At 67.5% G+C, this 25,069-nt stretch carries 24 protein-coding genes; 14 read left to right on the top strand and 10 right to left on the bottom strand.

What is annotated here, in order from left to right:
• Positions 1–259 precede the first annotated feature (259 nt).
• From hemP to AC07WJ_RS25740, 4 genes are all read left to right on the top strand, one after another.
• Positions 260–451, top strand: a complete 192-nt coding sequence (hemP, locus tag AC07WJ_RS25755; RefSeq protein ID WP_494937526.1) for a hemin uptake protein HemP — start codon at positions 260–262, stop codon at positions 449–451.
• Positions 452–459: 8 nt separating this feature from the next.
• Complete coding sequence (locus AC07WJ_RS25750; RefSeq protein ID WP_494937525.1) at positions 460–1,377, top strand: heme/hemin ABC transporter substrate-binding protein; 918 nt, start codon at positions 460–462, stop codon at positions 1,375–1,377.
• A gap of 62 nt (positions 1,378–1,439) precedes the next feature.
• Complete coding sequence (locus AC07WJ_RS25745) at positions 1,440–2,465, top strand: FecCD family ABC transporter permease (RefSeq protein ID WP_494937549.1); 1,026 nt, start codon at positions 1,440–1,442, stop codon at positions 2,463–2,465.
• The gene (locus AC07WJ_RS25740) at positions 2,462–3,289 is read left to right on the top strand and encodes a heme ABC transporter ATP-binding protein (protein ID WP_494937524.1); all 828 of its coding nucleotides are present in this window, start codon (positions 2,462–2,464) and stop codon (positions 3,287–3,289) included. The genes AC07WJ_RS25745 and AC07WJ_RS25740 overlap by 4 nt, the downstream gene beginning before the upstream one ends.
• Here the strand turns inward: AC07WJ_RS25740 and AC07WJ_RS25735 are convergent.
• Positions 3,253–3,696, bottom strand: coding sequence for an RrF2 family transcriptional regulator (locus tag AC07WJ_RS25735; RefSeq protein WP_494937523.1), 444 nt, complete (start codon positions 3,694–3,696; stop codon positions 3,253–3,255). The genes AC07WJ_RS25740 and AC07WJ_RS25735 overlap by 37 nt on opposite strands.
• A 156-nt stretch (positions 3,697–3,852) precedes the next feature.
• Here AC07WJ_RS25735 and AC07WJ_RS25730 point away from each other — a divergent pair, with 156 nt between their 5' ends.
• A complete protein-coding gene (locus tag AC07WJ_RS25730; RefSeq protein WP_494937522.1) occupies positions 3,853–5,445 on the top strand; it encodes a class I adenylate-forming enzyme family protein in 1,593 nt (530 codons plus the stop codon).
• A gap of 170 nt (positions 5,446–5,615) precedes the next feature.
• On the opposite strand, the gene AC07WJ_RS25725 is transcribed toward AC07WJ_RS25730, so the two are convergent.
• Both AC07WJ_RS25725 and AC07WJ_RS25720 read right to left on the bottom strand, forming a co-directional pair.
• Entirely contained in the window at positions 5,616–6,752 is a 1,137-nt protein-coding gene (locus tag AC07WJ_RS25725; protein WP_494937521.1) for a serine hydrolase domain-containing protein, read from the bottom strand.
• A gap of 341 nt (positions 6,753–7,093) precedes the next feature.
• Positions 7,094–8,440: a M20 family metallopeptidase gene (locus tag AC07WJ_RS25720; protein WP_494937520.1), complete on the bottom strand. Its 1,347-nt coding sequence runs from the start codon at positions 8,438–8,440 to the stop codon at positions 7,094–7,096.
• Positions 8,441–8,583: 143 nt separating this feature from the next.
• Between AC07WJ_RS25720 and AC07WJ_RS25715 the strand changes: the two genes are divergently transcribed.
• From AC07WJ_RS25715 to AC07WJ_RS25695, 5 genes are all read left to right on the top strand, one after another.
• A complete protein-coding gene (locus AC07WJ_RS25715; protein ID WP_494937519.1) occupies positions 8,584–10,167 on the top strand; it encodes an ABC transporter substrate-binding protein in 1,584 nt (527 codons plus the stop codon).
• 84 nt (positions 10,168–10,251) lie between these two features.
• A complete protein-coding gene (locus AC07WJ_RS25710; RefSeq protein WP_494937518.1) occupies positions 10,252–11,175 on the top strand; it encodes a MurR/RpiR family transcriptional regulator in 924 nt (307 codons plus the stop codon).
• Positions 11,156–11,806, top strand: a complete 651-nt coding sequence (locus tag AC07WJ_RS25705) for a cysteine hydrolase family protein (RefSeq protein ID WP_494937517.1) — start codon at positions 11,156–11,158, stop codon at positions 11,804–11,806. Before AC07WJ_RS25710 ends, AC07WJ_RS25705 begins: the two co-directional genes overlap by 20 nt.
• Before the next feature lie 4 nt (positions 11,807–11,810).
• The gene (locus tag AC07WJ_RS25700) at positions 11,811–13,136 is read left to right on the top strand and encodes a type I glutamate--ammonia ligase (RefSeq protein ID WP_494937516.1); all 1,326 of its coding nucleotides are present in this window, start codon (positions 11,811–11,813) and stop codon (positions 13,134–13,136) included.
• Positions 13,136–13,900, top strand: a complete 765-nt coding sequence (locus AC07WJ_RS25695; RefSeq protein ID WP_494937515.1) for an N-formylglutamate amidohydrolase — start codon at positions 13,136–13,138, stop codon at positions 13,898–13,900. Before AC07WJ_RS25700 ends, AC07WJ_RS25695 begins: the two co-directional genes overlap by 1 nt.
• Positions 13,901–14,187: 287 nt before the next feature.
• Here AC07WJ_RS25695 and AC07WJ_RS25690 read toward each other — a convergent pair whose 3' ends face one another.
• On the bottom strand, positions 14,188–15,303 hold the full coding sequence (locus AC07WJ_RS25690; RefSeq protein WP_494937514.1) for a saccharopine dehydrogenase family protein: 1,116 nt from the start codon (positions 15,301–15,303) through the stop codon (positions 14,188–14,190).
• Positions 15,304–15,529: 226 nt separating this feature from the next.
• On the opposite strand from AC07WJ_RS25690, the gene AC07WJ_RS25685 reads away from it, so the two are divergent.
• Together AC07WJ_RS25685 and AC07WJ_RS25680 are read left to right on the top strand one after the other, a co-directional pair.
• A complete protein-coding gene (locus AC07WJ_RS25685) occupies positions 15,530–16,036 on the top strand; it encodes an Lrp/AsnC family transcriptional regulator (RefSeq protein WP_494937513.1) in 507 nt (168 codons plus the stop codon).
• A gap of 16 nt (positions 16,037–16,052) precedes the next feature.
• Positions 16,053–16,592 (top strand): GNAT family N-acetyltransferase, encoded by a 540-nt coding sequence (locus AC07WJ_RS25680; RefSeq protein ID WP_494937512.1) that lies wholly within the window; start codon positions 16,053–16,055, stop codon positions 16,590–16,592.
• A gap of 128 nt (positions 16,593–16,720) precedes the next feature.
• On the opposite strand, the gene AC07WJ_RS25675 is transcribed toward AC07WJ_RS25680, so the two are convergent.
• Positions 16,721–17,272, bottom strand: a complete 552-nt coding sequence (locus AC07WJ_RS25675) for a cupin domain-containing protein (RefSeq protein WP_494937511.1) — start codon at positions 17,270–17,272, stop codon at positions 16,721–16,723.
• A 151-nt stretch (positions 17,273–17,423) separates the two neighbouring features.
• Here AC07WJ_RS25675 and aptA point away from each other — a divergent pair, with 151 nt between their 5' ends.
• Positions 17,424–18,761, top strand: coding sequence for an omega-aminotransferase AptA (gene aptA, locus AC07WJ_RS25670; RefSeq protein WP_494937510.1), 1,338 nt, complete (start codon positions 17,424–17,426; stop codon positions 18,759–18,761).
• Positions 18,762–18,780: 19 nt separating this feature from the next.
• Here the strand turns inward: aptA and AC07WJ_RS25665 are convergent, their stop codons facing one another.
• The 4 genes from AC07WJ_RS25665 to AC07WJ_RS25650 form a co-directional block, all read right to left on the bottom strand.
• Positions 18,781–19,809 (bottom strand): hypothetical protein, encoded by a 1,029-nt coding sequence (locus AC07WJ_RS25665; RefSeq protein WP_494937509.1) that lies wholly within the window; start codon positions 19,807–19,809, stop codon positions 18,781–18,783.
• A 96-nt stretch (positions 19,810–19,905) separates the two neighbouring features.
• Entirely contained in the window at positions 19,906–20,574 is a 669-nt protein-coding gene (gene trhA, locus AC07WJ_RS25660) for a PAQR family membrane homeostasis protein TrhA (RefSeq protein ID WP_494937508.1), read from the bottom strand.
• A 129-nt stretch (positions 20,575–20,703) separates the two neighbouring features.
• The gene (locus AC07WJ_RS25655; protein WP_494937507.1) at positions 20,704–21,672 is read right to left on the bottom strand and encodes a glutathione S-transferase family protein; all 969 of its coding nucleotides are present in this window, start codon (positions 21,670–21,672) and stop codon (positions 20,704–20,706) included.
• Between the two features lie 360 nt (positions 21,673–22,032).
• On the bottom strand, positions 22,033–22,314 hold the full coding sequence (locus AC07WJ_RS25650) for a hypothetical protein (protein WP_494937506.1): 282 nt from the start codon (positions 22,312–22,314) through the stop codon (positions 22,033–22,035).
• Between AC07WJ_RS25650 and AC07WJ_RS25645 the strand changes: the two genes are divergently transcribed.
• Complete coding sequence (locus AC07WJ_RS25645; RefSeq protein WP_494937505.1) at positions 22,313–22,990, top strand: transposase; 678 nt, start codon at positions 22,313–22,315, stop codon at positions 22,988–22,990. The two genes, AC07WJ_RS25650 and AC07WJ_RS25645, sit on opposite strands and share 2 nt — an antisense overlap.
• Positions 22,991–23,023: 33 nt before the next feature.
• Here the strand turns inward: AC07WJ_RS25645 and AC07WJ_RS25640 are convergent, their stop codons facing one another.
• Positions 23,024–24,349, bottom strand: a complete 1,326-nt coding sequence (locus AC07WJ_RS25640; RefSeq protein ID WP_494937504.1) for a hypothetical protein — start codon at positions 24,347–24,349, stop codon at positions 23,024–23,026.
• Between the last annotated feature and the right edge of the window lie 720 nt (positions 24,350–25,069).

Genomic DNA, 25,069 nt, shown 5'->3' with positions numbered 1-25,069 from the left:
CGCCATCAGCGCCGCGCGTGTGTGACCGATCAGCATTGTCTGAACCGCAAGCCTGTTGAGATTGTTGGCTGGCTGGCTCGACGCATGACGCGTCCGGCTGGCTGGCGTTTTTGCGCTGCGGAATGTGCCCGTCTCGCGCCCCTTGACGCTTGGTACTTAAGCTGACTACCAATGTCAACAATACCTCCAAGGGAGCTAGATTTGAATGCTTCCAAGGAGTTATCGCTATTTATTATAGTTCTAAACTAGGTGTCCTTTCATGATTTCCGGCCATCCCCGACCGCCGCATGGCGCCCAGCCCGATGGGTCGATTTCGGCATCCCCGGACGCCATCCCGACCGTTGAACTGACCGCCATTCTCGGAACCGGCCGGGAAGCCGTCATCCTGCACAAGGGCGAGCGCTATCGCCTGCGGGTCACCGCCAACGACAAGCTGATTCTGACCAAATGAGCCCTGTCATGAAGCCGATGCCGCCATCGCCGCCGCTGGCTGTCAGCCGCCGTTCGCTGCTCGCCTCCGGGCTGGCGGCCGCCACGCTCGCCAGCACCGGCATGTCGGGCCTCGCCCAGGCGGCGCCGCAACGCATCGTCGCCGCCGGCGGCGTGATCACCGAGATCCTCTATGCGCTCGGCCTGGAGGCGCAGATCGTCGGCGTCGACACGACCAGCCTGCACCCGCCGCAGGCGCTGAAGGACAAGCCCAATGTCGGCTATGTCCGGGCCCTGTCGGCCGAAGGCGTGCTGTCGCTCAAGCCGACCCTGATGATCGCCATCGACGGCGCCGGCCCGCCCGACACGATCAAGCTGATCGCCGAGGCCGGCATCCGGGTCGAGCGGCTCGCCGAGGACCTCACCGCCAAGGGCATCGTCGAACGTATCCGGGCGGTCGGGCGGCTGGCCAATGCCGCCGCCGCCGCCGATTCGCTCGCCGATTCGGTCGACAAGCGCTTCGAAGCGCTGGCGCGCGAGCGCGAGAGCCTGCGCGCGCGCAAGCGCGTCCTGTTCGTCTTGTCGCTGCAGAACGGCCGGGTCGTGGTCGGCGGCCGCCACAGCGGCGCCGATGCCATCATCGCGCTGGCCGGCGCGGTCAATGCGGCCGGCGACGTCGACGGCTACAAGCCGCTGACCGACGAAGGCGTCATTGCCGCCGCCCCCGACGTGGTGCTGGTCATGCAGCGTGGCGACCACGCCCTGACGCCCGCCGAGGTCTTCGGCCTGCCGTCCTTCGCGGCGACGCCGGCGGCGCGCAACCAGGCGCTCGTCGGCATGGACGGGCTCTATCTGCTGGGTTTCGGCCCGCGCACGCCGGAAGCGGCGCACGACCTGATGGCCGCCGTCTATGGTCCCGGCGAGGGCGCGAGGGGATCGCGACCGTGAGCCTGACCGTCGAGGCGGGGACAGTCCCTGCCCTGTTCGCCCGCCAGCGCCGCCGGCTCGCCATGGCCGCGGCGCTGCTCATCGTCCTGTTCCTGGTCCTTGCGGTCATTTCGCTCGGCACCGGCGCCGTGGCTATTCCGCCGGCCCGGGTCCTGGCGGTGGTGCGCGGCTGGTTCGCCGGCAATGCCGAGATCCTGGCCAGCCGCGACACGCTCGTGGTGTTCAGCATCCGCCTGCCGCGGCTCATTCTCGGTGGCCTGATCGGCGCGGCGCTCGCCGTCTCCGGCACCTTGATGCAGGGCCTGTTCCGCAATCCGCTGGCCGATCCGGGCCTGGTCGGCGTGTCCTCCGGCGCGGCGCTGGCCGCGGCCTCGACGATCGTGCTCGGCGACCGCATCCTCGGCACGGCGCAGTTCCAGCTGCCCTTCGCGCTGCTGCCGCTCGGCGCCTTTCTCGGCGGCCTCGCCAGCACGCTCATCCTCTATGCCATCGCCACCCGCGAAGGCCGCACCTCGGTCGCCATCATGCTGCTGGCCGGCGTCGCGCTCGGCGCCTTCGCCGGCGCGCTGACCGGCCTGCTCTCCTTCATCAGCGACGACCGGCAATTGCGCGACCTGACCTTCTGGTCGCTCGGCTCGCTCAGCGGCGCCAGTTGGACCAAGGTCATGGTGATCGCCCCCCTGATCCTGCCGGTGCTGCTCGCCGTGCCCGTGCTGGCGCGCGGGCTCAACGCCCTGCTGCTCGGTGAAGCGGAAGCCTTTCACCTGGGCATTCCGGTCCAGCGGCTGAAGAACACGGCGATCCTGATGGTGGCGGTGGCCGTCGGCGCCGGCGTCGCGGCCGCCGGCGTCATCGGTTTCGTCGGCATCGTCGTGCCGCACCTGCTGCGGCTGATGTTCGGCCCCGACCACCGCATGCTGCTGCCCTTCGCGGCGCTGCTCGGCGCCACCTTGCTGACCGGGGCGGACCTGCTCGCCCGGGTTCTGGTGGCGCCCGCCGAACTGCCGATCGGCATTCTGACCGCGGCGATCGGCGCGCCCTTCTTCCTCTGGCTGCTGCTGCGCCGCGACCGGAGCCTCGACGCATGACGACCGCGCTGCAGGCAACCGAGGTCGGCGTCCGGGTCGGCCGGCACCGGCTGGTCGACAATGTCTCGCTGGCGCTCGCCGCCGGCGAACTGATGGTGGTGGTCGGCCCGAACGGCGCCGGCAAGACCACGCTGATGAAACTGCTGACCGGGGAGATGGCGCCGACCGAGGGCACGGTCCGGCTCGGACCCGACGATATCCGGGCCCTGCCGGCCTGGCGGCTCGCCGGCAGGCGGGCGGTCATGGCACAGGCGACCCGCCTCGCCTTCCCCTTCACCGTGGTCGAGGTGGTGCGCATCGGCATCGACAGCGTCGGCCGGTCGCTGCCGCGCGCCGAACGCGAGCGGCTGATCGCCGAGGCGCTGGCGGCGGCCGATATCGAGGCACTGGCGGCACGCAACTACCAGACCCTGTCGGGCGGCGAGCAGCAGCGCGTGCAGTTCGCCCGCACTTTCGCCCAGTTGAAGGCCGGCCGGCGCGGCGCGGCGAACCAGGTGATGTTCCTCGACGAGCCGGTGGCGAGCCTCGACCTCGCCCACCAGATCGCCCTGATGGAGGCGGCCTCCAGCCTCGCCGACGAGGGCGTCGCGGTAATTGCCGTGCTGCACGACCTCAATCTCGCCGCGACCTTCGCCGACCGCATCCTGGTGATGCATCGCGGCCAGGCCCACGCCACGGGCAAGCCGGCGGAGGTGATCACGCGCGCCCTGGTCGCCGATATCTTCGGGGTCGACCTGGTCAGCGAGGCCGCCGCTTCAGGCGCGCTGCCGGTGGTGCTGCCGCAGAATTACGCGCGCAGCCGGGCGACCCGCGGCGGATCCTGATCGCCGCGCTTCTCGCGCGTCAGGATGCGCGGCTCGATCTCGGCGAGCGTGGTTTCCTCGAGCGGCTGAAAGAAGCCGCGATGGGCACGGAACATCAGCTTGGCGACCGGATCGGCCGCCTGCTCCGTCATCAGGAAATTCGCCGGGCAATCCTTCGGCTCGAAAGCGCGGACGATTTCCGCGACCTTCACCTCGTGCGAGGGCCTGGCGAGCCGCAGTCCGCCATAGCGGCCGCGTTCGGCCTCGGTCAGCCCGGCGCGTGCCAGGGCATGCGCGGTCTTCTGCACATTGAGGAAGGTGATGCCCGTCGCCTCGGCGAGGTCGGCCGCCTTGACGGCATGCGGCCACCGGGCCGAGAGCTCGGCCATCAGCCGGATCGCATCGAGGGTACGCTGATTGAGCCACATGAGCCTTGGTCTAACCGATTGCCGCGCCGGATCAAACGGTTATGTCGTCGCAGCCGGGGCGCGGCGCAAGACCCGCCGAGCGGCGGGATGCATGCCGTCCGTCGCCATGCCATGATCTGTCCCGGCGCGATCCGGCGCGCCGGCAGGACGCAAGGCATGGCTTGGCTCGACGGTTCATCATTCCTGACCCGGCGCGAGGCGCATTTCGGCGACCGCGTCGTCACCTGTTTCAGCGAGCGGCCGACCAGCCTGTTCGCCATGTTCGCCGAAGCGGTGGCCGGCAATCCCGGCGGCGAGGCGGTGGTCTGCGGCGCGGAGCGGCTGAGCTATTCGGCCCTCGACGCCCGGGTGGCGAGGCTTGGCGCGGCGTTGCGGGAGACCGGCATCGCGGCCGGTGACCGCGTCGCGATCCTACTCGGCAACCGCAGCGAATTCGTCGTCACCCTGCTGGCGGTGGCACGGCTCGGCGCGATCGCGGTGCCCATGGGCATCCGGCTGCAGGGCCCCGAAATCGCCTATGTGCTGAATGATTGCGGCGCGCGCCTCATGATCCACGAGGCGGATCTGGCCGATCGACTGCCGGCGACCGCCGAGACGCCGCAGCTGTCGGTGCGAATCGCGACGGGCACGGCCTTCGACGCCCTCGCCGCGCGCGGCGACGGCCGCCCGGCCGGCCCGGCCGCGACGGTCGGCGAAGACGACACCGCCGTCATCCTCTATACCTCGGGCACCACCGGCCGGCCGAAAGGCGCCATGCTGAGCCATCTCGGCATCGTCCATTCCGCCATGGTCTATGAGCGCTGCATGGGGCTGACCAGGGCCGACCGCTCGATCGCCGCCGTGCCGCTCAGCCATGTCACGGGGCTCATCGCCAATGTCGCCGCCATGCTGCGCTCGGCCGGCACGCTGGTGATCATGCCGAGCTTCAAGGCCGCCGATTATCTGGCGCTGTCCGAGCGCGAGCGGACAACCCAGACCATCCTGGTGCCGGCCATGTATAATCTCTGCCTGCTGCAGCCGGATTTCGACCGCTACGACCTGTCGTCCTGGCGGATCGGCGGTTATGGCGGCGCGCCCATGCCGACGCCGACGATCGAACGGCTGGCCGACCGGTTGCCCGGCCTGAAGCTGATCAATGCCTATGGCGCGACCGAGACGACCTCGCCGACCACGATGATGCCGCCGGAGTTCACCCGCCTCCGCGGCGACAGCGTCGGGCTCGCCGTGCCCTGCGCGGAGGTGATCGTGGTCGACGACCTCGGCCGCGAGCTGCCGTCCGGTGAGACCGGCGAGATCTGGATCAGGGGACCGGCGGTGGTGAACGGCTACTGGAACAATCCGGCCGCCACGGCGGAAGGCTTCACCGGCGGTTTCTGGCATTCCGGCGATATCGGCGCGATCGATGCCGCCGGCTTCATCCAGGTGCTCGACCGCAAGAAGGACATGATCAATCGCGGCGGCTACAAGGTTTTCACCGCCGAGGTGGAAACCGTGCTGGTCGCGGCCGAAGGCGTCATCGAATGCGCGGTGGTGGCGGTGCCCTGCCCGGTGCTCGGCGAGCGCGTGCATGCTTTCGTGGTCACCGATCCCGCGCTTTCACCGACGGTCGAGGCGCTCAGGCGCTACTGCGCCGAACGGCTGTCCGACTACAAGGTGCCGGAAACCCTGACGCTGACGACCGAGCCCCTGCCGCGCAACGCCAACGGCAAGGTGATCAAGCGGGCGCTGCGCGAGGCGTTGAAGGGGTGAATGGCGAGTGGCGAGTGGCGAAACCCGCCACGCGTCAACCCTCGTCCCGCGCAGACGCGGGCGAGGGTTCGCGCAGTGCTCTTCGGTTCGCACGGCCCACTTCGACGGGCGGCGGCAGCCCCCATTCGCTACTCGCTATTCGCCATTCGCCATTCGCCATTCGCTATCAGCTAGTCGCGCGCCGCCATCAGCCGCGAGAAGAAGCCGTCGAAAGCGGCCTTGTCGATCCAGCGCAGCACCACCACCAGATCGTGGTCCGGATCGACCCAGATGGCATTGGTGCCGGCGCCGAGCGCGAAGAAGGCCGAGGCCGGGATGTCGGGTTTGGCGGCGGCGCCCTTGTTGAGCCACCAGAGATAACCGTAATTCTCCAGCGTCGGCGATGGCGTCAGCATGGCCTTGACCCAGCCTTCCGACAGGATCTGCCGGCCGTTCCAGCTGCCGCCGCGCGCCACCATCAAGCCGAACCTGGCATGATCTCGGGCGCCGATGAACAGGCCGCCGCCCCAATGGCCGCCGCCCGGCACCGACTGGATCCGCTTGCCGTCGATATCGACGAAGGAGTTCCGGTAGCCCTGCCATTCCCAGTTGGACGATGCGCCGATCGGGTCCATGACCCGCTCACGCAGCACATCCGGCAGTGGCCGGCGGAAGCGCTGCAGCAGGCAATAGCTCAGCAGGTTCACGCGCACGTCGTTATATTCGTAATAGCTGCCGGGCGCGTTCAGCGCGCGCTTCTGGCCCTTGCGGCTGTTGTCGGCACCGGCGCCGATCTGCCTGAAATGATCGACCTGGTCCGACTTCTCGAAGATCTCGCCCTGCCACTCGCTCGATTGCTGCAGCAGGTGGCGCCAGGTGATCGGCGCATTATGGGCGCTGTCGAAGAACGGATCCTTGACGGTCGCCCTGACCGGCTCGTCGACATCGGTGATCAGCCCGTCGTCGAAGGCGAGCCCCGCGACGACAGCGATATAGCTCTTGGCGATCGAGAAGGTCATGTCGGTGCGGGCCGTATCGCCCCATTCGGCAACCATGCGGCCGCCCTTCAGGACCAGCCCGGCCGGGCCGCCGCGCTCGCGTACCGGGCCCGTGATCTCGCTCCAGGGGCCGGTCTCGTTCCATTCGACGATGCCGACATAACGGCCGTCGGGATAATAGAGGCTGCGCGGCCAGGGGCTCTCGCCGGCCTTGGCGAAATCGACCGCCGCGGCCAGTTTCGCCGGGTCGAAACCCGCCTGCTCAGGTGTCAGGCCGGCCCATTCGCCGCCGTCGGCGGCGGGACTATAGGCGGTCGAATGGCTGGTCATGCACGTCTCCTCGGCGGGTCTGGGCCGATAGTCCTAGCAAAGCCGAGGGGCCGATAGCGAGAGGCGAATGGCGAATGGCGAATGGCGAATGGCGAATGGCGAATGGCGAATGGCGAATGGCGAATGGCGAATGGCGAATGGCGAGGAAGCGAAACGCGTAGCGCGCGTCAACCCTCGCGCGCTTGCAGGCGCCGGGGGAGGGTTTGACAAGGGCCGGCCTATCAATTCCTGCGGGCCGTTGCCGTCAGGCAGAAGCAATTGCTTCTGCCGAGGCCACCCTCTCCCACGAAGGTGTGGGCGAGGGTTGATGCGCTACCGACGCCGGCCCCATTCGCTACTCACTACTCGCTACTCGCCGCCTTGACCCCGCAGAACCGGACGACGCTCTCCGCGATGACCGCCGCGGTGTCGCGCACGGTGGACAGCAGCACGAACTCGTCGGGACCGTGCTGGCTGCCGCCGGTCGGGCCATAGACCACGGCCGGGATGCCTTTTGCCGCGTAATGCGCGGCGTCGGTGACGCCCAGCATGCCGGCGATCTCCGGCTGGCGGCCGGTGGCGGCGATGCTCGCCTCGACCGCGCGGGTCAGCGGATGATCGAGCGGCGTGTTGACCGGCGGGAAATGCAGCTTGCCGAGCTCCCAGCGCACTTCCGGCGGATGGTCCTTGAGCCACGGATCGGATTGGGCGAAATGGGCGATCCAGTCCTCGAACTCGCGGCGAATATCGACCGAGCGTTCATGCGGCAGGAATTTCATGTCGAAATCGATGACGCAGAGATCGGGCACCATGGCGGGATTGCCGAGCAGAGCCGGCAGGCCGTCCGGGCCTTCGCCGCAGCCGCAGACCATGACGCCGGGGCTGATCGTGTTCATGCCGGCCGGCATGCCCGGAAACCGGCGATGGATGCCCCAGAGGGTCTCCAGCTCGCGCACGCTGGCCAGCAGCCGCGCGCCGAGCTCGATGGCGTTGACGCTCTTCACCGGCACATGGGCGCCGGCTTCCGAGGGGTAGATCGAGGCGAAACGGCGGGCCGAGTGGCCGCTCAGGCCGCGCAAGGTGACGCGCACCCATTCGAGCCCGCCGGCCCAGGGACGCAGCACGCCGCCGCTCGGCTCGCTGATCAGCACGCCGGCCAGGCCCGGGCTCGCCGCCGCCGCCGCCATCGCGCCCTCGCCGCCGCCCTCCTCGTCGACGACGGCATGGAACTCGAGCCGGCCTTCCAGCGTGATGCCGGCATCGGCGATCGCCCGGCACGCGATGACCGCCGCGGCGAGCCCGGCCTTCATGTCGCAGGATCCGCGGCCGTAGAGCTTGTCGCCCTCGATCTGGGCGCCATAGGCGTCGAAGGTCCACTGCCCGAGATCGCCATGGGGCACCACGTCGACATGGCCGCACAATGCCAGGCTGCGCGCATCGCTGCCGTTCAGCTTGCCGATCAGGTTCGGGCGGCCAGGCAGGGGAAAGCTGCGCGCGGTGGCAAAGCCCATGGCCTTCAGTTCCGCCTCGATGACGTCCTGCACCTCAGGCTCGCGGTTGAAGGCGGGGTCGACCTGGAATTTGGGATTGACCGAGGGCACGCGCACCAGCCGGGCGAGCAGATCGGTCAGGTCGTCGGAACGCGCGGCCACGGCACGGCGCAACCTGGCGCTCAGGTCGGGATGAATTTCGGATGCAGCTTCACTCATGGTCGCCCTCCCTCGGCATTGTCGATTTCATTACATTATTGCCACATGAAAACTGATATGCAATGAATATGACATCGCCGTGCCATGCGGACGAGAGGGCTCAGCCCCGCATAAACGATCAGGCCAAGAGGGGTCATCGCACCATGGATCGACGTCGGTTTCTGCATGTTTCATCGGCTGGCCTGGCGGCCATGGCCGCGCCCCGGCTGGCTTTCGGCGCCGACCAGCGGGTGCTGAAATTCGTGCCCCATGCCGATCTGGCCGTGCTCGATCCGACCTGGAATAACGCTTATGTGACGCGCAACCACGGCTACCTGGTGTTCGACACGCTGTTTGGCCAGGACGGCAATTTTCAGCCGCAGCCGCAGATGCTGGAAGGTTTCACGACCGAGGAGGACGGCCGGCGCTGGACCTTGAAGCTGCGCGAGGGCCTGAAATTCCACGACGGCTCGAAGGTGCTGGCGCGCGACTGCGTGGCGAGCCTCAACCGCTGGGGCAAACGCGACGATTTCGGCAAGAGCCTGTTCGCCGCGACCGACGAATTGTCGGCCGCCGACGACCGCACGATCGTGTTCCGCCTGAAGCGGCCCTACCCGCTGCTGCCGATGGCGCTCGGCAAGACCGGCCTGATGATGGCGGCGATGATGCCGGAGCGCATCGCCAATGGCGACGCCGACAAGCCGATCACCGAAATGGTCGGCAGCGGCCCCTATCGGTTCAAGGCCGATGAGCGGGTCGCCGGCGACCGGGTGGTCTATGAGCGTTTCGCCGACTATGTGCCGCGTGGCGCCGGCGCGCCGGAAGGCACGGCCGGCCCGAAGGTCACCCAGTTCGACCGGATCGAATGGAAAGTCATCGCGGATGCCTCGACCGCCGGCGCGGCGCTCAGGACCGGCGAGATCCACTGGTGGGAACTGCCGGGCGCCGACATGGTGCCGCTGATGCGGCGCACCCGCGGCGTCAAGGTCGAGGTGCTCGACCCCTCCGGCTATGTCGCTTCGCTGCGCATCAACCACGCCCATGCGCCGACGGCCAATGCGGCGCTGCGGCGCGCCATGACCCGCGCCATCACGCAGCGCGACGTGGTGATGGCCATGGCCGGCACCGATCCGAGCCTGTGGCGCGAGAATGTCGGCTATTTCTGCCCCGGCACGACCTTCGCGAATGATGCCGGGCTGGAAGCCGTGTCGGCGCCGCGGGACCCGGAAGCGGTCAAGCGCGCCATTGGCGAGGCCGGCTATGGTGGCGAAAAGATCGTGCTGATGGTGCCGGAGGACCTGCAGATCAACGCCCTGCCGTCGGCGGTCATTGCCGACAACCTGTCCAAGGCGGGTTTCAATATCGATTATGTCTCAATGGATTGGGGCACTTTGGTGCAGCGGCGCATCAAGAAGGACCCGCCGGCCCAAGGCGGCTGGGGTGCCTATGTCGTGCTCAATTCCGGGACCGACCAGCTGACCCCGGCCGTGCATGCCGCGCTGCGCGGCAATGGCATCGCGCTCAACGGCTGGTGCGACAGCCCCGGCATCGAAAGGGAGCGCGACGCCTGGATGGCGGCGCCCGACGCGGCCGGCCAGCTCGCCGCGGCCCGGCGCTTGCAGGCCCAGGCCTTCACCGACGTGCCCTATATCCCGCTCGGCCAGGTCGCCCAGCTGACCGCGTTCCGCGACGACCTGAGCGGCATGGTCAAGGGCATGCCGGTGTTCTGGAACATCAAGCGGGGCTGATTTTCCGCGATCCGGCCCGGCGGCGTTTCGCCGCCGGGCCGCAACCGCCTAGACTGGGTTTCCCCGAAGGATCCCCCGATCTCCATGACCATTCGCGAACGCCTCATCGACCCCGCGCTGGCCCTGACGCCGTCCGAGCGCAAGCTGGTGCGCGTCATCCTGGCCAATTACCCGGTGGCCGGCCTCGGCACGGTGGCAACGCTCGCCGAGCGCGCCGATGTCAGCGACCCGACCGTCGTCCGGTTCTCCACCAAGCTCGGCTACCCGAGCTTCACCGCCTTCCAGGAGGCCCTGCTGGGCGAGGTCGAGCAGCGGCTGCGCTCGCCGCTGATGATGATGGAGGTGCGCCAGAGCCGCGACGACGATCATCCGATGCGCAGCTATGCCGAGGCCATGGCCAACAGCCTGACGGCGGATGGCGAGGGCCTGTCCCCGGTCGAGTTCGATCGCGCCATCGATCTGCTGATCCAGGCCAAGGGACGCATCCTGCTGCTCGGTGGTCGGTTCAGCGGCTATCTCGCCGGCATCATGGAGGCGCATCTGCGCCAGATGCGGCCCGGCACGCTCCTGCTGTCCGGCCCGGGCGCGGACCTGATCGACCGGCTGGCCGATGTCACGGCCCGCGACGTGCTGGTCGTGTTCGACTACCGGCGCTACCAGTCCGACGTGGTGTCGTTTGCCCGCCAGGCCCGGCAACGCGGCCTGAAGATCGTGCTGTTCACCGACCGCTGGGGCTCGCCGATCGCCGACGAGGCGGATGTGGTGCTGGCCGCCGAGGTCGAGGCGCCCTCGCTGTTCGACACCATGGTGCCGGCGCTGGCGCAGGTCGAGGCGGTGGTGACCACCATGGTCGAACGCATCGGCAAGCCGGCACTGCAGCGCATCGACGCCCTGGAACAGGTGCGCGCCGCCCACCAGGTCACCATGGACCCGGACCAGCCATCGAAGAATCCGGCGTCCCAGGATCCGAAATCGAGGAGAGCTTCCCATGACCCCGACACGGCGTGACGCCGACTATGTCCGTGGCGAGACCGCCGTGCTGTTCGTCGACATGCAGAAGGTCTTCGCCGAACCCGGCCGCGATCCCGCCCATCCCGAGCGCGGCCCCGACCATTCGTTCTACCGCACGCTCCGCGAGACGGTGATCCCGAACCAGCAGCGCATCCTGGCCGCCGCGCGCGCGGCGGGCGTCGAGGTGCTGCATACGGTCATCGAGGCTCTCACCAGGGACGGCCGCGACCGCTCGCTCGACCACAAGCTCTCCGACATCCTGGTGCCCCGGGGCCATCCCGACGCCGCGGTGATCGATGCGCTGGCGCCCACCGATGACGAGATCATCCTGCCCAAGACCTCGTCGGGCGTCTTCAACTCGACCAATATCGACTATGTCCTGCGCAATCTCGGCATTCGCTATCTTGTTATCGCCGGCATCGTCACCGACCAATGCGTCGACATGGCCGTGCGCGATGCCGCCGACCGCGGCTATTGCGTCACCCTCCCCCATGACGCCTGCGCCACCTATAGCCAGGAGCGCCACGACACGGCGCTGAAGGCCTTTGGCGGCTATTGCTGGGTGACCGGCACCGACACGGTGGTCGCCCGCCTGCAAGCCATGGCCAAAAACACGCGGGAAGGCTGACCTCATGAAAACGGTCGAGCCCGCCGCCCTCGTCACCCTGGTCACCACGGATTATTCCGGCATCACCCGTGGCCGCTCGGTCCTCGCGAGCGCCTTTGCCGCCGATCCCGCCATGACGGTCGGCTGGGTGCCGGCCAACCAGTCGCTCACGCCGCTCGATGTCATCGCGCCCGACAGCCCCTGGGGCTCGGACGGCGACCTGCGGCTGATGCCCGATCGCGCGGCGCGCCATGCGGTGCTGCTGCCGGGCGCGGCGACGCCGCTCGACATGGTCATGAGCGATGTGGTCGAGCTCGACGGCAGTCCCTGGACCGCCTGCCCGCGCAGCTTCCTGAAGGCAGCCCTCGACGATCTCGAAAAGGAGGCCGGCCTGACGCTCGCCGGCGCCTTCGAGCATGAATTCCAGGTGCTCGGCGAGCCCTTCCCGGCGGCATCCGCCTTTTCGCTCGCGGCCCTCCGGCGCGCCGATCCGCTCGGGCCGCTGGTGCTGGCAGCCCTTGGCGAGGCCGGGCTCGAGCCCGACACCTTCATCGCCGAATATGGCAAGGACCAGTTCGAGGTCACGGTCGGCCCGGCGCGCGGCGTCGCGGTCGCCGACCAGGCGGTGGCGCTGCGCGAGATCGTCCGCGAGGCCGCCCGCCTCGCCGGGCTCGCCACGACCTTCGCGCCCAAGACCGCGCCCGACGCGGTCGGCAACGGCGTGCATATTCACATGAGTCTGATCGGCCCGGACGGCGCCAACGCGCTGTTCGACCCGGCACGGCCGGGCCGTCTCTCAGTCGTCGGCGGCGCCTTTGCCGCCGGCATCGTCAAGCATATGCCGGCGCTCGTCGCGGTCACCGCGCCGAGCGTCGCCTCCTATCTCCGGCTCAAGCCGCACAATTGGAGCTCGAGCTATACCTGGCTCGGCGACCGGGATCGCGAGGCGAGCCTGCGGATCTGCCCGACCCCGACGCTCGGCGGCAAGAACCCGGCAAAGAGCTTCAACATGGAGTTCCGCGCGGCCGACGCGACGGCCTCGCCCTATCTGGCGCTCGGCATGCTGGTGCGCGCCGGCCTGGAGGGTATCCGCGCCCAGGCGCCGACGCCGCCGATCTTCGCCGGCGACCCCGAAAAACTGACCGAAGCCGAACGCCAGCGGCTGGGGCTCCATCGCCTGCCGCAGAGCCTGGACGCGGCGCTCGGCGCGCTCGAGGCCGACCCGGTCGCCAGCGGGTTCCTGGCTCCGAAGGCGCTTACGACCTATCTCGGCATGAAACGCACCGAAATCGCACTGACCGCCGGGCTGGATCCGGTGGCGCTCTGCAAGCGTTATGCGGAGATCTATTGATGCGCGCCGCCAATGCCTTGCAGCCCGCGCCGATGGACGCGCCGCCGGTCGTCACCGTGCTGAACCCGGCCGGCCGCTCGCCCATCGTGCTGGTCTGCGAACATGCCTCGAATTTCATTCCGCCTGAATATGACGGCCTCGGCCTCGGGGCCGAGGATCGCCGGCGCCACATCGCGTGGGATATCGGCGCGGAAGGCGTCACGCGGCGGCTGTCCGAACTGCTGGACGCGCCGGCCGTCATCGCCGGCTGGTCGCGGCTGCTGATCGACGGCAACCGGCCGATCGGGGCGCCGAGCAGCATTCCCGAGGTGAGCGAAGCCACCGTCATTCCGGGCAATCAGAGCCTCGCGGCCGCCGAGCGCGACGCCCGCGCGACGCGCTTCTTCAAGCCGTTCCACGACCGGCTGGCGGCCTTCCTGGACGAGCGGCTGCGCGACGGGACCGAGACCCGGCTCGTCGCCATCCATTCCTTCACGCCGGTTTTCCTGGGGGTTTCGCGCCCCTGGCATGCCGGCATACTCTTCAGCCATTCGGCGGACTGGGGCCGGCAGCTGGTGGCGGCGCTCGACCGGCCGGACCGCCCGGTGACCGCCAATGAGCCCTATGAGATCGAGGCCGAGACCGATTACCTCGTGCCGGTTCACGGCGAAGGCCGTGGGCTCGCCACGGTGCTGGTCGAGATCCGCCAGGATCTGGTGGCGAGCGGCGCGCAGCAGGATTATTGGGCGCGGGAATTGGCGGCGGTATTGCGGAAGGGCGAATAGCGAGTTGCGAATGGGGATGAAGCCGTGAGCGCAGCGCGAGCGAACCCTCTCCCGTAGGGAGAGGGTGGCGCCGCCAGGCGCCGGGTGAGGGGCATAATCTCTCAGGGCTGCGACCGACGCTCGCGCCGCGTGCCGCCCCATCCGGACATGGACGACCCCTCACCCGGCAGCTGACGTCAGGCAGAAGCAATTGCTTCTGCTGATGCCACCCTCTCCCTTTGGGAGAGGGTTGATTTCGCTGCGCTTTCGCCTCTTGCCGCGTTGATACGCAGCGCCGTTCCGGCCCCCTACTCCGCGGCGATCGGCAGGGCCGGCGCGTCGTCGCGGGCGATCCAGCCGGCGGGGGCGTAGACCCGGCCGAAGCGGTTGGCGAAGAAGGCTTCGAGGTCGACGTCTTCCTGGCGCACGAATCCCCTGCCCGGCAATTCGCCCTCGGCGAGCAGGTCGAGCACCGCGCAGATGCCCGCCGCCGTTGTCAGCTGGATGGCGCTCAGCCGGCCGTCGCCGGCGATGCGGTTGGCGTAGCTTTCCTGGACCAGCCGGCCGCCGCGGTGGCCCGACACGGTGACAATGACCACCACCACGTCCTGCAAGGTGGCGGGCAGCGCGCCCTCCAGGATGTCCTTCAGCACGCCGCGCCGCTCGCTGAGCCGCAGATCCCGGAGCAGCAGCTTCATGACGGCGGCATGGCCGGGATAGCGGATGGTGCGGTAATTCAGCTCGCGCACCCGGCCGGCATAGGTCTCGCACAGGGTGCCGAGCCCGCCCGAGGTGTTGAAGGCCTCGTAGGCGACGCCGTCGAAGGTGAACTCCTCACGCTCCTCCAGCGGCGGCACCTGGCGCAGCGTGCCGTCGACGATCGCCTCGCAGGGTTCGCAATATTCGTTGATGACGCCGTCGGTGCTCCAGGTCAGGCTGTAGCCGAGCGCATTGGCGGGAAAACGCGGCAGCGCGCCGACCCGAAGTTTGACGCTGTCGAGCCGGTCGAACTTCGCCGCGATGTCGGCGGCGATGATCGAGACGGCGCCGGGCGCCAGGCCGCATTGCGGGATGAAGGCGGTCCCGGCGCCCTCGGCCAGCTGCTTGACCCGGCGGGTGCTGGCGACATCCTCGGTGAGGTCGAGATAATGCACCTTGGCCGCAGCCGCGGCCTCGGCGATGGCCGTGGTGAGATGGAACGGCGCCGCGCTCATGACCGCGAACTTGCCCTGCAGCAGGGCGACCGTTGCCGCCCGGTCGGCGACGTCGAGCACGACCCGGGTGATGCCCGGCGTGGTCGCCCCCGCGCCGGCAGCCGGCGCCTCGCGATCGGCGAGCGTCACCTGGTAGTCGCCCGTCCCGGCCAGATTGTCGGCAATGGTCGCGCCGATCTTGCCGGCGCCGATGACCACGATCTGTTTCATGCGGATATCCCCTCGACAACGGCCACCAGGATCATGGCGGCGGCTGACAGGCGCCAGCGACAGAGCTCCGGCGGATCGTGCCGGATCCGGCAATTTGCCGGGCCGACCGCGCAGTTTGCCGGAAAGCGCTTGACCGCGAGCTACCGATAAGGGGATGGAAGGGGGACGTGCCCCAGACTTCGCAGATGGGCGCGGTGGAGCGAATCGGCAAGATGGCGGCAACGGGATGACCTGGCTCGGCAAGGTTTGGGACGAGATCGACCGGCGCCTCGTGGCGCTGCTGCAGTCCAATGCCCGGCAGTCGACCATGGCTCTGGCCAAGAGCCTGGGGGTTGCGCGCAGCACCGTGCACGACCGGCTGAACCGGCTGGAAAAGGCCGGCGCCATTCTCGGCTATTCGGTGGTGCTGGCGCGTGACGTCACCGGCAACAGCGCCCAGTCGATCGTGCTCCTGTCGATCTCGCAGAAGCTGCAGCGCGGCGTCATCGAGGCGCTCGGCCGGCTGCCGGAAATCAAGCTCTGCCATACGATGAGCGGCGAATATGACCTGTTCCTGCTGATCGAGACGCCGCAACTCGAAGACCTCGACGCGGTCATCGACGAGGTCACTTCGATATCGGGCGTCACCCGCTCGCAATCCTTCATCCTGCTCGCCAAGAAATTCGACCGCCTGGCCGACCGGGCGCCGCTCGCCCAGTCCATGGGACTGCCGTCGATCCGTCCGGCGGATTGATGTCAGGACCCCAGCCATGACCCGGACGATCGCCGCTTCCGCCAAGGGCGCCGCGCCACAGCTCGTCATCGCCTGGTGCACCGACCCCGGCATGGCCGAAGCGATCACCCGGTTTTTCGTGGCCCATGTCGACGCCGCCTATATCTCGCACCAGGAATTGCAGGAGGGGCGCGCGCTGGCGCCCGGCACCTGGAACCCGGATCTCGCAGGGATCATCGCGGAGGAAGTCCAGGGGATTCTGGCCGCGGATGGTCAGGACCGGGCGATCGCGGTGGCGCGAAACGGCGCGGCCCTGGTCGGCCTGGCGCTGATGTCGTTCCGGCCGGTCGACAAGGCTCCGGGTCGCTATGCGGTCGTCGACGACCTCATCATCTCACCCGAGGCGCGCGGCCTCGGGCTCGGCCGCCATATGGTCGACTGGCTCGCGGCGGAAGCGCGCGAGCGCGGCGCGGCCCGGCTGTTTCTGGAGAGCGGCATTCACAACAACCGTGCCCATGGCTTTTTCGAGAAACAGGGCTTTGCGAAGCTGTCGACGGTGATGATGCGGGAGTTGTGAGAGGGCGAATAGCGAGTGGCGAATAGCGAATGGGGATGAAGCGACACCCTCGTCTACGCAGACGTTGGAGAGGGTTTGCGCGCTCCTCGCATCATGCCCCATTCGCCATTCGCCACTCGCTGTTCGCCTCAAAACGTCGGCGGCGTGCAGGCGCTGACCAGTTCGCAGGCGACCGGGCCGACGCAGCGGAAGCGGTGCGGGCGGCGGCTTTCGAAATAATAGGCGTCGCCCGGGCCCAGAATCTTGCGCTCGTCGTCCACCGTCACCTCCAGATGGCCCGACAGCACGATGCCGCCTTCCTCGCCGTCATGGACGAGCGGGATCTGGCCGGTGCCCGAACCCGGCTCGTAGCGCTCCCTGAGGATCTGCAGGGCGCGGCCGAACATGACGTCGCCGACCTGGCGATAGGAAATCGGCCCCTTGCCGATCTCGGTGAGCTGGTCGGCGCTGTAGAACACCTGGCGCGGCCGATCCGGCTCGATCGCGAAGAATTCGGCGAGCCCGATCGGAATGCCGTCGAGGATGCGCTTCAGCGCGCCGACCGAGGGATTGGTGCTGTTGGACTCGATCAGCGAGATGGTCGAATTGGTCACGCCGGCGCGCTTGGCGAGCTCGCGCTGCGACAGATTATTGGCGATGCGCACATAACGCAGCCGATTGCCGAGATCGATCGCCGTCATGGAAAGCCGCTCCAGACTGTTTCAGATGTTCTGGATAGCGCAAATCCACCCGGACGACATCCATGAAATCAAAGGCTTGAGCAAAATCAGAAAAGGACTTGTTGCGGCATCTCGATCGTGTGCTCCCTGCCCTATCACAGAGGGAACCCCGATGAACGCCCAGACGCCGACCAACAGCGCCAGCCTCGAAAACTACTGGATGCCGTTCACCGCCAACCGCCAGTTCAAGGCGGCGCCGCGCATGCTCGCCTCCGCCGAGGGCATGAACTACACCAGCATCGACGGCCGCACCGTGCTGGACGGTACCGCCGGGCTCTGGTGCGTCAATGCCGGCCACGGCCGCCGGCGCATCACCCAGGCCGTCGAGCGGCAGCTCTCGACGCTGGACTTCGCCCCGTCGTTCCAGATGGGCCATCCGATCGCCTTCGATTTCGCCGAGCAACTGAGCCGGATCGCGCCGGGCGGGCAGGAAGCCGGTCTCGACCGGGTGTTCTTCACCGGTTCCGGCTCGGAATCGGTCGATACCGCGCTGAAGATCGCGCTGGCCTATCAGCGCGCCATCGGCCAGGGCACCCGCACCCGCCTGATCGGCCGCGAACGCGGTTATCACGGCGTCGGCTTCGGCGGCATTTCGGTCGGCGGCATCGTCTCGAACCGCCGGGTATTCCCGCAGCTGCCGGGCAGCGACCACCTGCGCCACACCCATGACCTCGCCCGCAACGCCTATGCCAAGGGCGAGCCGGAGCATGGGGCCGAGCTTGCCGACGACCTGGAGCGGCTGGTGGCGCTGCATGGCGCGGAGACGATCGCCGCCGTCATCGTCGAGCCGGTCGCCGGCTCCACCGGCGTGCTGATCCCGCCGAAGGGCTATCTGCAGCGGCTGCGCGCGATCTGCGACCGCCACGGCATCCTGTTGATCTTCGACGAGGTGATCACCGGGTTCGGCCGGCTCGGCACGCCCTTCGCGGTCGATTATTTCGGCGTCGTGCCGGACCTCGTCACCACGGCCAAGGGCCTGACCAATGGCGCCATCCCGATGGGCGCGGTGTTTGCCAGCCGCAAGGTCCATGACGGCCTGATGAACGGGCCGGACGGCCAGATCGAGCTGTTCCACGGCTATACCTATTCCGGCCATCCGGCCGCCTGCGCCGCCGGCATAGCGACGCTGGAGATCTATCGCGAGGAAGGCCTGCTCACGCGCGGCGCCGAACTCGCCGGCGCCTGGCAGGACGCCATGCACAGCCTGAAGGGCCTGCCGCATGTCATCGACATCAGGACGATCGGCATCATTGCCGGCATCGAGCTGGACTCCCGGCCGGACGGCGTTGGCAAACGCGCCTATGACGTCTTCGTCGACTGTTTCGAAAAGGGCCTGCTGATCCGGGTGACCGGCGACATCATCGCTTTCTCGCCGCCGCTGATCCTGGAACAGGCCGATATCCAGCGCATCGTCGACGTGCTGGGCGACGCCTTGAAAAAGGTGGCGTGAGCAGAGTTCGCGCCGCCGCCTAATTGTCGAGCATGGCCTCGGCATGCCCCTTGGCGATGACGAAGGCGGCCTGCCTGCCTTTGTCGAGCGACGGCTCCAGCCCGTCCCAGACCAGGGAGCGGCCGAGCGTTTCGATCTCGGGCCGGCAGGCGTCGAGGCTCGCCGCCAGGGCGGTGTCGCGCGGCACGGTGCGGCCGTTCATGCCGGAACGCATGGCGCCTGCCAGGCATTGCTGCAGCGGCGGCAGAGCCGGCCCGGAATTGGGATAGCGCGCGGCCAGTTCCTCCTGGCTCATGGCCCCCTCGGGTCGCGCGGCGGGAGGCGCGGCCTGACGCGACGGGGCGGGTGCTGCGGGCGCCGGCGCGCGTGTCGCGGGCGCGGCCGCCGGGGCCGCGGCGGCGAGATCCGCACGCCGGGCGATAATCGCCGCGATGACCCGGTCGCGCACCCGGTCCTCGAGATAACGTTCGTCTTCCGCCGACACCCGGGGGCCGCCCAAGGCCCCCGACAAGGCGGCGATCGCGGCGCTCAGCTTGCTGTGGCAAATGGACATAGCGGCCCGGGCGACGGAGTCGGCCGGCTCGTTGCTGCGTACCATCTGCTCCGCCGCGCCATAGGCACATTCGAAAAATTGGTCGCGGGCCTGCTCGCCATGCGCCTGCTGGAGCTGGGCATTGATCTGATCGATCTCGGCCTTCAGGCGTATGCGCACCGCCCGCTCCAGATCCGCCTCGTAAGGCCCCCGCATGAAGGCGCCGCCGCTGCCCGAGCCATAGATCCGGTCATGGGCGATCGACATGGCCGCCAGCTGGTCGATGCAGCGCGACTTGGCGCGGGCGAGCAAAGGCGGCAGGTTGCCGGCGAGCACGGCGCGGGTGAACTCGCGGTCCTCGCGTGCCGCGCGGCTGATGCAATCGGTCGCGTCGCGGACAAAGGGCAGAACCTGCCGGCGCCGGTCGGCATCACTTTGCGCCTGGGCGGCACCCGTGAACGCCACGGCGGACAAACCGCAGAACAGGCCCAGAACAACACGTATGGCGCGCAGCATCGCCATGCCCTCCACCCATCAGCCGAAGTCCTAACATGGAGATCGGCTTCATTGGAAGAGCGCGTTTCCGCTTTGTTCACATGGCCGGAACCGCTCTCAGGCGGCGAAGACCACGCCGCTGACCACCGCGCCATACTGGCAGGCGGCCGCCGTCAGCACGAAGCCGTGCCAGATGGCGTTCTGGAAGCGCAGCCGGCGCCAGACATGGAAGACGACGCCGACCGAATAGAGCAGTCCGCCCGCGACCAGCAGGCAGGCCGCCGGTGTCGACAGAACCGCGAACACCTGGTCGACCACGACGACGCCGCTCCAGCCGAGGGCGAGATAGAGCCCGACGGCGAGCCGGTCGAACCGGCCGGGCGCGGCGAGCTTGATGGTGGCGCCGACCAGCGCCACCGCCCAGACGCCGGCGAGCACGCCATAGCTGAGCGAGGTGCCGAGCCGGATCATGAAGGGTGTATAGGTGCCGGCGATCAGCAGATAGATCGCGGCGTGGTCGAAGCGCCGCAGCAGCCATTTGGTCGGCGAGACCGGCCACATGTTGTAGGCGGCCGAGCAGCCGATGACCGCCATCAGGGAGGCCGCATAGACCGCGAGCGCGACGATCGCCGCCGCCTCGACATGAAAGACCGCGAGCCCGATCAGCAGTGCCGCGGCGACCACGGCGAAGACCGCGCCGACGACATGGACCACGCCGTCGGCGACCAGCTCGTGCCGGTCATAATGCCAGGTGAGGCCGAACGGCCGGCCGTCGTCGAAGGTCATGGGAAGGTCCGTGGTCGAGATGCCGCGCGGACCATGCCCCCGACCCGCGGCAACAGCATGACCGAAGCGGCGCGCCGATCAAGGCCCCCATGGTTGAACCACCCTGATCGCGCAATCACGGGCGTTGCGTCAGCGGCGCGGCGGCGCCTCGAAATCGAGGATCGGGCCCTGCGGAACGATGCCGGTGGGGTTGATGCGCCGGTGGCTGCCGAAATAGTGCTGCTTGATATGGTCGAAATCGACCGTGCCGCGAATGCCCGGCATCTGGAACAGCTCGCGGGTATAGGACCAGAGCGCGGGATAATCGATCAGCCGCCTGAGATTGCATTTGAAATGGCCGACATAGACGGCGTCGAAACGGACCAGCGTGGTGAACAGGCGCCAGTCGGCTTCGGTCAGCCGGTCGCCGCAGAGATAGCGTGAACGCGACAGGATGGCTTCGAGCCAGTCGAGCGTCTCGAAGACCGGACCGACCGCCTCGTCATAGGCGGCCTGGCTGCCGGCGAAGCCGGCGCGATAGACGCCGTTGTTGAGGGTTGCATAGATCCGCTCGTTCAGCGCGTCGATCTCGGGCCGCAGCGCCTCGGGATAATAATCCCCCGGCGTGGCGCCCAGCCCGTCGAAGGCGCCGTTGAACATGCGAATGATCTCGGAGGATTCGTTGCTGACGATGGTCTTTTTCTGCTTGTCCCAGAGCACCGGCACGGTGACCCGGCCGGTATAGGCGGGATCGGCGGCCGAATAGATCTGGTGCAGGCAATCGGCGCCGATGATCGGATCGGGCGTGACGCCCGGGCCGGGCGCGAAGGTCCAGCCGTTCTCGGCCATCAGCCAATGGGTGACCGACAGGCTGACGAGGTTCTGCAAACCCTTGAGCTCACGCAGGATGGTGGCGCGGTGCGCCCAGGGGCAGGCCCGTGCGACGATCAGGTGATAGCGCCCGGCCTCGGCCTTGAAACCGCCCTCGCCGCTCGGCCCGGGCGAACCGTCGGCGGTGATCCAGTTGCGAAAGCCGGCGGCGGCGCGCTGCATGCGGCCCTGCGCATCCAGCAGCTTGCTGTCGTCATCATGCCAGACGCCATCGATCAACAGGCCCATGCGCTCTCTCCCGGCCGGCCGACGCGACCGCCACGCTTCATGTAGTCGCGGAAGTGGCGGCTGCATCTTGCATTTCTGCAGTGCTGGATTTCAGGGGACGTTTCGCACCGGGAGCTCGGTTGGGCGGTTGCGCGGCAGTCCGCAGGCGATGGTCGACGAGATGCTCCGTCAGCGCGCATTCTTCCGGCATGACCGCGTCCCGATGCGGTTGAGCCCCGGCGCCATGCCACATGTCCAGGTGCCGCGCTCAGTCGCGTTGTTCGGGGTGAAGCTCGCGCCGAAGCCGGCGCGACCGGAACCGCATGCAGAACGCACTCCTTCGTCCCCGCCGCTGCCCGTCCAGCGCTCTTCGCGCGATCCCTACTTCACCCGATGCGTCACCGCCAGCGACGTATTGAGACCGATGAATTGGGATTTGTCCTTGATCATCGTCACTTGAAACGAATAGGCCCCTCGTTCCAATTCATAGGCCGCCAATATGCGCCCGATATATCTTGCGGACGAAATGTCCACGCCTTGCGACAGCCGCATCTCATCGATGATGACTGCCCCGTTTCCGTCCTTTATCACGATGTGAAAATGGGTATTACGGTGACACGTACCTATTTCTCTTTTTTCCCTATCGTGCCAACTTTGTGTCATGTCTCGCCTCGCCCGCATCGTCGCCCCCGGTCTTGCGCATCATGTGACGCAGCGCGGCAATCGGCGCGAGCGTGTGTTCTTCGAGCCTGATGACTACGCGCTCTACCGCGACCTCCTGGCGCAAGCCTGCAGAAAGGCCGATGTCGCGGTCTGGGGCTACTGTCTGATGCCCAATCATGTTCACCTCATTCTCGTGCCGGATGCGCAAACCGGCCTGGCACGGGAGCTCAGCGAGACGCATCGGCGCTACACCGGCTATGTCAACGCCCGGGCGCGGCAGACCGGGCATCTGTTCCAAGGGCGCTTTGGTTCGGTGGCGCTGGACGAGGATCATCTCATGGCGGCGGCGCGCTATGTATCGCTCAATCCTGTACGAGCTGGGCTCGTGGCAAGCGCCCAGGACTGGCCATGGTCGAGCGTACGCGCCCACCTCGCCGGGCGGAGCGACGGCCTCGTCAACGTCAAGCCGATCCTCGACCGAGCCCGCCACTTCGCCGATGTGATCGAGAGCGATGCCGATCCGGCACGGATGGCCGCTTTGCGCGCCGCCGAAACGATCGGTCGCCCTGTCGGCTCCAGCGTCTTCCTGACCGAATTGGCCACCCGGCTCGGCCGCCAAATCCAACCCAAGAAGCGCGGCAGAAAACCGAGGGCGACGGACGAAAATTCGAAATAGGGAATTAGGTACGTGTCACCGTAATTCCCGCGGTCATTGCATCCTCGCCATTTCATACGCCAACTGGAAGCGCTGTTCGCGCCAAAGAAATTCGTCGCGCTCGATGATGACAGCGCCCGGCGCCAGACCACGCAGGCCGGGCCAAGCCCCGATCAATCGGCCATCGATGAAAAACCGGTGCTCGCGCGGCGGCATATCGACCGGCGAAGTATCCCGAAGGTAGTGTGAATAGACGTCGCGAAAGCAGTAGGCGAAGCCGTGATCGAATCCAGTGGCCATATCGACGTGCACGTCGATCGTTGGCTGGCTCCGCAGCTTCTCGCTGGCCCAGGGATAGCCCGTCTCCACGCGGTAGGGCACACGCAGCGCTGCCCCGGGGTAGCGGCTTGGAATGTCGGGACCGAGATAGCCGCGACCAGTCGCTCGCGCGATGCCATTGCCTTCGGCAAGAAACGGTAAGCCTGCGGCATCGCCGATCGTGCCAAGACCCCGTCGGCTGATCTCGCGATCAATCCCATCTTGATGCTTCAACCGAAGCAGGCGCACGTCTTCCCGCGACATCAGCCAATAGGTCGGCCGGTCAGTCGGCCAGCGTTCACGCAACTCGGCGCGTGCCGCCTCCGGCAGGGGCTGCCGCAAATAGGAGTGGCACTCCAGTCGCAACTGGCTGCGATTGCGCGGGTCGCCGGCGGGAAAGAAACCCTGCCCGCGAAAGAAATCATGGCCGAGGAACTGGTCCGCATAGCGGTCGCCGATCGGAACGATGTTGTCCCGCCACTTGGTTGCTCGCCAGGCAATGTGCTCGGCTTCGGTGGCATCGGTGACGGTGGCGTGGATGAACTTCAGCTTGGCGACGGGCTGGTCGTAGGCCTGCTCGTTGAGATAGGCGATCAGGAACTCGAGATTGCCCGCATCCGGAGCCCAGAACACCATGGGCAGGTAATCCGCCGGCACCGGGTTCTTGGCCACGTCGCGGTCGCAGATATTGGGTGTCTGCACCAGCACGCCATGGCCGCCGCTGACCCGAACGCCGTAAATATAGGGCGCCCGGAACGCCCGGGCGCTGCGGCCTTCACCAGGGATCTGACGCGACTGGGAACTGCAAGCGACGATCACCTCGATGGCGAGCGGCTTGCCCTCATACTGAAGTTCGACGTTGAGCCGGTAGAACCACCCGAACTTCAGCGAAGGTTGCTCGAACAGCGCCCGGACGCCCGGCGGCAACATTGGAACAAGCGTGCCTCTGAAAGCAAAGGCCGCGCCGATCAGCGCAACAAGCGTAACAAGGGCAGCGGCCAGGATCGCGCGGGTTTTGGTCATCGAGAGGTCGCGAGGCGGACGGCCGTCGAACGCATCCATGCCACGAAAGGGCTGCCCCCCGTTTCGCCTGGTTGGAAACCGCTATCGCAACTCCGCCCTCCTCGGTATCCAGACATCCCGAATCAGGCCACGAGCAGTGGTGAGGTCTCAACCATCTTCAATGCCATCCGCGCATACCGGCTCAAGCCAAAATCAACCCTAGGTCGCACGAGAGCACGACGTGTCAAACCTTGCACATCGCTGACACTGCGACAAGCTGCCACAGGTGCAGCAGCAAGGCGATCAACCTGTCATGGCGACGCGCGAACGAACCACGACAATCCGCTCGTAGAGATCGAAGATTCCCTGAATGCGCCTCCGACAGCACGGAAAATCCGAAACCCTGCGGCCTTGCCCGCACTTGCACGGCAACGATCTCCTCGCCGTGAATCATCGAGAAAGCGCATAGAGACGCAACGTGACTTTCGCAATTCTCCTAAATTTGTCCTGAATCACGAAAAGATGCGCCAGCATCGGCGGTCGATAGGTGGCTCGTATCCAACCGGCGGCAGACCCGGATCTCGCGACATCTGATATTTTCGCGCAGGCCGATTGTGGCAACAACAGGTTCGCCGGACGGAGCATGCTTCCAGCTCATGTGTGACTAGCGCTTGCCTGATTGAAGCGCTCGCGCGGTTTGATTACCCTCGTCGACAAGACGGCCACGGGGCTCGAGCTGCGCAGCTACCATCTTATCGCTGCAATCTTTAGTTGCGGTCG

This window comes from Phreatobacter sp. GW821-FHT04C01 (assembly GCF_059420385.1).
Note: the sequence above shows the minus strand (reverse complement) of the source record. Positions and strands in the feature narration are given on the sequence as shown.